This is a genomic window from Pelovirga terrestris, from assembly GCF_014773365.1.
Lineage (GTDB): Bacteria > Desulfobacterota > Desulfuromonadia > Desulfuromonadales > Geopsychrobacteraceae > Pelovirga > Pelovirga terrestris.
In genome coordinates this window covers 198,948-206,628 of sequence record NZ_JACWUN010000005.1, presented here as the reverse complement: position 1 = coordinate 206,628, position 7,681 = coordinate 198,948, and the positions used below count along the sequence as shown (strand labels likewise).

Annotated in this window: 5 protein-coding genes; 3 read left to right on the top strand and 2 right to left on the bottom strand. The window is 53.2% G+C overall.

The features are described from left to right. On the bottom strand, positions 1 to 1,226 hold a 1,226-nt coding region (gene istA / locus ICT70_RS06380), incomplete at its 3' end, for an IS21 family transposase (protein WP_191154601.1). A gap of 119 nt (positions 1,227 to 1,345) precedes the next feature. Next, positions 1,346 to 2,275, bottom strand: a complete 930-nt coding sequence (locus ICT70_RS06375) for a transposase (RefSeq protein WP_191154599.1) — start codon at positions 2,273 to 2,275, stop codon at positions 1,346 to 1,348. A gap of 572 nt (positions 2,276 to 2,847) precedes the next feature. Between ICT70_RS06375 and ICT70_RS06370 the strand changes: the two genes are divergently transcribed. The 3 genes from ICT70_RS06370 to ICT70_RS06360 are packed head-to-tail and all read left to right on the top strand — an operon-like array spanning position 2,848 to position 7,242. Continuing rightward, a complete protein-coding gene (locus ICT70_RS06370) occupies positions 2,848 to 4,101 on the top strand; it encodes a hypothetical protein (protein ID WP_191154589.1) in 1,254 nt (417 codons plus the stop codon). Between the two features lie 16 nt (positions 4,102 to 4,117). Next, positions 4,118 to 4,945: a cytochrome c3 family protein gene (locus tag ICT70_RS06365; RefSeq protein WP_191154587.1), complete on the top strand. Its 828-nt coding sequence runs from the start codon at positions 4,118 to 4,120 to the stop codon at positions 4,943 to 4,945. 29 nt (positions 4,946 to 4,974) lie between these two features. After that, positions 4,975 to 7,242: a multiheme c-type cytochrome gene (locus ICT70_RS06360; RefSeq protein WP_191154585.1), complete on the top strand. Its 2,268-nt coding sequence runs from the start codon at positions 4,975 to 4,977 to the stop codon at positions 7,240 to 7,242. The last annotated feature ends 439 nt before the right edge of the window (positions 7,243 to 7,681 follow it).

The following is a 7,681-nucleotide window of genomic DNA, read 5'->3' as shown; positions in this document are numbered from 1 at the left end:
CAACGGATCAGTCGCTGCGGGGTCCAGTCAGCATACTCCTGATGGCCTTTGGGCATGTGGTCGCTGACCGTGGTGTGACGACCCTTCTGGTAAGAGCGGACATGGGAGGCAACCCGTTTGCGCTGCACAAAACATTCGATGCTGGTTGCGGTGATACGGGCCTCAAGCTGCTGGCCTCGTAGTTGATAGGGAACCGAGTAGTAGTGACCATCAACCGCGACATGATAATCGATCCCGGCCCGCACCTTCTGCCACTGAGAAAAGGCATAAGCGTTTGTCGGTAACGGTTTCAACATTGGACGATCGAGGGCCTCAAAGGCCTCTTTGCGTGAGCCGGGAAGTTTCTTAAAGGGGCGGTTGTTCAGATCCGTCAACAGCACCCGGATAGCGGCATTGGCAGCGACCAGACTGAAGAAGGTCTGCTTGCGCAGTCGCGCCATAATCCAGCGCTCGACGACCTGGACACCGACTTCAGCCTTGGACTTGTCCTTCGGTTTGCGAACACGAGCCGGTATGACCGCCGTGCCGAAATGTTCGGCCAGCTCCTGATAGCTTGGATTCAGATCCGGTTCGTAGCGGCAGGGTTTGCTGACGGCACTTTTCAGATTGTCAGGGATGACGAGTTCCGGGACGCCACCAAGAAATTCAAAGGCGCGACGGTGGGAACCAAGCCAGTCCGACAGGTTCTGACTCAAGGTCGCTTCGGCAAAGGTATAATTGCTGGCGCCTAAGACCGCCACGAAGATCTGAGCCTCACTGATCTCGCCGGTCTGCGGGTTGACGATGGGCAGGGTGTGACCGCAATAGTCGACGAACAGTTTCTCGCCGGCCTTGTGGATCTGCCGCATGGAGATCTTCAACTTGCGCGCCCACTGCCGGTATATTTCGCAGAAGTGGCTGTAACGATACCCCTGCGGGTGCTCGGCTTGATACTCCTCCCAGAGCAGCATCAGGGTCACTCCTTTGCGTTTCAGCTCGGCATGGAGGTAAGCACAGTCCGGTAAGGGGCGGTCGGAGGATGAAACAGAACCCGCCGGTGGGAATAATCGGTTGTAGAGTTGCTGATCGGTCAGGGCCTCTGGTAGCGGCCAACTCAGACCGGCTATTTTCGCCCGGTGCAGGTAGTCACCAACGGTGGTGCGGGAGATGTTCAGACAGCGGCTAATGGGGCGTTGCCCTAAACCACTGTCGTGGTGAAGACGGAGTGTTTCTCTAATTTTACGCATGGATAACCTCGTGTTTGCCAACGGTGCACCTCCTGGAAAATAGTATTTCCAAGGTTGTACACCAGGTTATCCAGCATCGCTTTTTATTCCGGTGGAAACTGGTCCACCGATTCCGCTCGTCAGGAAAAAGTGGCCCAGATTGGATCGGAATCAGTGGCCCAGTTTATAGCGGAATGACTGGACCAGTTTGCCCCGGAACAGGTGGCCCACTTTGCAGCGGAATCGGTGGTCGTTTTGCTCCGGAATACGCAGCCGACCACGCGGACGTCCCGTTCGGTCTGGTTTTGACTCTTGGTGCCAAGCAATACTCTGGCGTCATAGAAAACATGACTGTCAGGATCAACGGGGTTCACGCTTAGTTCTGTCTTGCGGGACGTCGCTTTGATGCGACAGACAAAATGGCGCCCTTGTTTTTGCCAGTCGTCAAAGTTTTTATAGCACTGGTAATAGCGGTCATAGACGCCCGTTTGGCCGGGAGCAACGAGGCGTTCCACTTGCGGGCGCTCGTCCCCTTTGCCGTCCGTTAAGGTGACTTTCTGTGGCACACCGCGACCGATGTCGAACCCCAGGTGGACCTTGGCCTTTTTGACTTCCGTCCGATAGTCCGCCCAGAGCATGGACAAGGTGGCATCGATCAGTGAGCCATCGACAGCGATCAGATCACCTAAGCCGGAGATATCTTTGGCGATCGGAATCTTTGCTGTGGCCTGTTTTTGCAGGTCTTCATAAACATGAATCATCTGCTCCAATCCACGGGAATTGATCGCTTCAAAAAAAGCGCTTTTCTGAATCCCGCCGGGGGGTGCGATGTGGGTTGCAGCGAAATCTTCCTGGGCCAGAACTTGAAGCAGATGACGCCCCGAGGAATGTTCTTCGAGGTGATAGTAGGTCAGAATTTTCAGCTGATCTTCAAACGTCATCTGCAGTGGCCTGTTGCCTCGGGCTTCAAGAACCGGGGCATATTCAAGAGCCCCCTTGAATGGGGTGAAAAGTTGAGCGACAGAGCGCCGGTCGAGTCGGGAACGGTGGTAGCGAACGAGTAGCGACATTTTCGTAAATCCTCATAAAAATAGGTATTTACGAAAATCGCCGCGCCGACTTAATGGCGATTTGTCAAGTAAAAAACGCGCCAACTTGCGAATTTTTAAATTATTTTTATTGCTCCGGCTAACTGCAATTTGCTAACCGGACACTACTGCCGATTTATATCTCCTCTCTTTTCATGAGATAAAAATAATATTCTATGCCGAACTGCAGAAGTAGGGGCGTTTGCGCTTAAGCACAGTTTCCCGCCGCTTCCTGCCACACCTTGATAACGTTAATTTTCTCCGCCAATTCGGCTTGTTAGAAAGATCCAAAAAAAACAGCCGGCAAATACCCAACAAAAACAGTCAAGCTCTACATTTAAATATCTATATTTCCCCTAGTGTTTTTATGCGTGTTTTGCCTTTGACATGGCTAGAAAAATTTGATGATATGGCCAAGATAAAAATGCAATGAATATTCGTTTCTAATGTTTGATGGTTGGTTGCTTAATCCACTGCCACAGTCCAGCAAGCCTGATTTGTATCGACAACCAATCCATCGACACGCAGTTATCACACACACAAAAGGAGGTCACATGAAATTCTGGCAGGGTCTCACCTGTAGTCTGGCATGCGCTGCACTGGCTCTGTTGCCTGCAGTTCATGTCGAAGCGGCATCAGTCTCGGGCCGCTCCAGCACGGTTCTGGAATGGTTCGATACCGCGAATGAAGATACCGCGGTTCCGGCATTCCAGTATCTGCAGCTCAACGTCAAAGATTTAGGTGCCCCGGGATACAACTTCTACACCTACGGTCGCCTCGGTTATGATCTGGCTGATGAACTCGCCAGCAACAGCAACTATACTGACAGCCGCCTGTATCTGGCCTACCTGGAAAAAAAGGGTTTTCTGACCAACGCTCTTGATTTTCGCTTGGGCAGGCAGTTTATCTCCACCACCGCCGGTGCCTCGGTCATGGATGGTCTGCGTCTTGATTATCGCTTGATGGACAATTATGGACTGACCCTGTTTGGCGGCGGCGATGTCACCTACTACGAAGGTTACAGCGCTAAGGATCTGGTCCTGGGTGCCGAGTTTACCGTTAGCGACCGTTTTGTGAAAAACCTCGACCTGGGCATTTCTTATGTGGCCAAGGTCGATGGTGGTCGCCTCGCCATGGAACTGATCGGCTTCGACATCGAATACGACTACAACAACCTGCTGTTTCTCTATTCGGAAACCCAGTACGACTACCTCTCCGACCGCGTCAGCTACTTCCTTGCCGGCGCAAATCTCTACGCTTCCCCCAAATGGTCGGGACGTCTTGAGTATCTCTACTCTTTGCCGGTCTTTTCTTCTACTTCCATCTATTCGGTATTTGCCGTCGATGAGTACGAAGAGATCATGGGTGAAGTGAACTACAATATCGGTAACGGCTGGCGCAGCTTCGGACGCTTAACCTATGAAATGTATCCGAAATTTTCCAACGCCAATGTCTATGAGGCTGGGGTTGAAAAACGCCGGACCGACATCTATTCAGGGTATCTCACCGGCGTTTTCCGGGATGACCGGGGTGGTCAGGATCTCAAAGGTTTCAAGTTGTATCTCGCTGGACGCTTTATCCAGCAACTGCAAGCCGGGGTTGGTGTCGATGTTGATGTCCTTGAACGCACCGTCAATTATTTCAATGAGGAGAGTAGCCGCGACGAAACCACCAGCAGCCGCTACTGGGTAGACGCGACCTGGTACTTCTCCCGCACCAAGAATGTCCAGGCCAAGGTCGAGCGGATCGAAAGTGATCTGTGGGATTACTACAACCGTGGCCGTATTCGTCTGAATGTCACCTTCTAAGGTAAGGAGTTCATATATGTACCGTAAATTTTTGTTAATACTCGCATTTCTCCTGGTCGGCAGTTCTGTCGCCTGGGCACAGATGCGCTTTGACCACCAGGCGCACGTGGAAGAGTATGCCGCCGGCATGGATTGCACCACCTGCCACACGGCTGATGCCGTCAGCATTATCCCTGACGCCGAAACCTGCCTCGCCTGCCACGATAGTTCCTATGCCGAAATGACGGCCTTTGGATCGCTCAACACCCATGGCCCCATGTGGGCACGGAACCATGGTAGCATGGCCACGGGCGCAGCGATGGACTGTAACGCCTGTCATTCCCAGAGTTACTGTATGGAGTGCCACGTCTCCGGTTTTGCTGATGAGCAGGGCTCCTTCAGCAATCACATGATGAACAGCCACTCCAGTGATTTTCACATCACGCACCCGCTGGCGGCCCGTGGTAATCAGCAGACCTGCGCCAGCTGTCACGAGCCCAGCTTCTGTACCGACTGCCACAGCGCTTTTAATCGCACTGATCTGACCTTTGATTCCCATCGTCGCGGCTTCAGTGATATTTCGGTCGGCAACAACATTACCCATGAGCAATTCAATGAGTCACAATGCCAGACCTGCCATACCGGAAGCGTACTGCCCAGCCATCAATGGTCAGGCAACCACGCCCGTGAAGCACGCAAAAATCTCGCGACCTGCCAATCCTGCCATCCCCAGGGTGATGTCTGTATGCAGTGCCACAGCGCAAAATCAGGCCTCATGATCAGCCCGCACCCAAGCAATTGGGGAAGCGGCAAAAATCGACTCGACTCAGCTAGCGGCGGCAGAACCTGCCGTGTCTGCCACTAATACGACTTAAACCATAACGGAGGTTAAACATGAGAAAGCATCATTATCTTTACATCCTGCTGGCACTTGCCGTGACAGCCTTTCTGACCACCGGCTGCGGCAGCAGTGGCGGTTCGAGTAGCGTGACCGTTGCTGAGCCCGAGCCCACTCAGGTAAGCGCAACCCTGGGGACACAATACGACGCAGTTATCACCCAGGTTGACATGTCGGAAAACGCCCTTGGTGAGCGCTTCCCCATTGTGACCTTCCGCGTCACGAATGAACTTGGCCAGCCGGTTTCCGGCCTGACCGATGGCTTAGAATTTACCATCGCCAAGCGGGATGTTTCTTGGCAAAGCTATATCAACCGTTCTCGCCTGCAAAGCGGTGGTGTTAAAGTGTTAAGGGCTGCGGGCGAAAGACAACCCGCCGATGCTGACTTAGGCAATGGTTACTACCGTTACACCTTCAAGACCGATCTGAATGCAGTCAGCTCGTTCAAATATTACGGCAATGCCAATGCCCCTGATGGTGGGGTTGCAGGCGTCGGCGACAACGGTGTACTAGATTCATCAGCTGCTGGACCAGTCTTGGACGCCCTCAATCTCACCTACGACGCGACCAAGTTGCACCGCATTGCTATTTCTGCGCGACCCGCAGCCGTGGAGGGAGTTCTCCCTTACCGCTTTAACGCCGTGGCTGATTTTAAACCAGAGGATCTGCCGGCGTTTGACAGCACCACGCGCCTCGCCCGCGATCGCTCCGTCGCCGTTGCCTGTAACAGCTGCCATGCGGCGACCAGCCTTTCAGCAACCGGCATGCCGGCGATGCAAATGCCCAATGCCCACGGCAACACCCGCTTCGACAATGCCCTGTGCGTCACCTGCCACAACCCCAACACCTACGATAGCCGTGGCTCAACTGATGAGGCCTGGGTCAATATTAACCAGCGCAAAATGATCCACCAAATTCATGCCGGCACCTCTGGCCCAGTTGATGGCACTGGAGCGACCATTAATGAGTACCTCGGCAGCATAACCGCTATGGATTCGTATAAAGTTGCGGGTCGCGACTACACCGGACTGCGCTATCCGCAGTCCATGGCCAACTGCAACGCCTGCCATCCCGGCGTCGCCGGGCCGGGCAGTGATGGTTATCGCAGCAACTATACACAAACGAAGGCAGCTGGAACGTATCCCTCTATTCCATATCTGCAGGAGTACTACACCCCGACCTATACCGGGCGCATCGTCTCCGTCACTATGCCTGCCGGGGACGTAAAAACTCCCACCGTCGTTTTTGAGGTTCTAGACGCCGTTGGCGACCCGGTTACCGATATGCAGGGCAAACGCTTTGAATTCACCATCGCCAAGTTGATTCCTGGTGATGGGCGGCAGCAGAGCTACTGGCAGAATCTGGTTAATGTTGTCCGTAGTCCAGGCCAAGGCACAACGAACGGCGTACTACGTGCCAATGGCATCCGTGTCACCGATGTAACAGATGCTACTGCGGCCGTAAACGGGATTTATTCCTATACCTTCACCGTGGATTTGGCAGATCCCGCCGCTAATAATCCCTCCGGCGCTGACTTCAATAATGATCCTGTGGCTGCTAATGTTCTGGCTTCCCTTGACCTCGCATATGATCCCAACGCCGTTCATCGGGTTACAATTTTGATCCGGCCCAGCGAAGTGCCCAAGGATAAGCGTGATGGGAATGCTACTCCTTTCCGTTACAATGCCGTGGCTGACTTCATCCCGGCGCAGTTGAATGCGCAAGGTGATAATCTGTGGTCCGATTGGGAATTAGAGCGCCAGATCGTCACCAATCAGTCTTGCGGCACCTGTCATGATGATCCGTTGTTCTTCGATAAACGCAACAACGCAAACGGCCGCAGCTTCCACAGTAACTGGCGCTTTGATGTGAACCTGTGTGCCACTTGCCACAATCGAAATACTTATGACAGAACAGAGTCAACCGATAATGAGTGGGTCACTCTTGACCTCGCACGCATGATTCACCAGATCCACTCCAACACGGCGGATTACCAGGCCGATGGACGGGACTACACGTTTGTCAGCGGTGATTATTCTTCCACCCGTTACCCACTGGCCATCACCGATTGTAAGGCTTGCCACGACAATCCGCTGGCTGCGGATGAGCGCACCAATGCTCAACGCAACAGCTGGAATAATAACCCCAGCATCGAAGCCTGCGGCAGTTGCCACACTGACTTCCAACCCCAGGCGCATTTTACCTCCTTCGATTGTGCCACCTGCCATACCCCGGCAGGCATTATGGAGGTACACAGCCGCTAATCCTCAAAATAGCAGCTGACTAAGAACCAACACGACAGCCGAACGGGTATAATACCGTTCGGCTGTTTTTTTTGTGTGGGGATAGTTAGTACAGTTTATTCGGGGGACATAATACCGATTAAAAGATGATCGGATTTATAAACCAGCCCCACAACCGGCGGGTCGCGTCCCGCCAGACGTCATCCTTTTGATAGGCGTCAAAAGGATGCAAAAACGCCTCCACTGGCGTGGGGCGACGTGAGCTAGTGTTGATTGCCACGAAAAATGATTTAGAGAGGGTATGAAATTGTCAGAATGTGTTGACCAATGACCGCAGGGTGTCAGATTATCTGAGCCTTCAGATAAGGCTCTTTATGCGGTCGTTAAAATAAAGCGGGCGGAGAGTTTTCGTAGAACTCTCCGCCCTTTTTGCTTTCGGGGTTACAGCCCCTTTAACCGG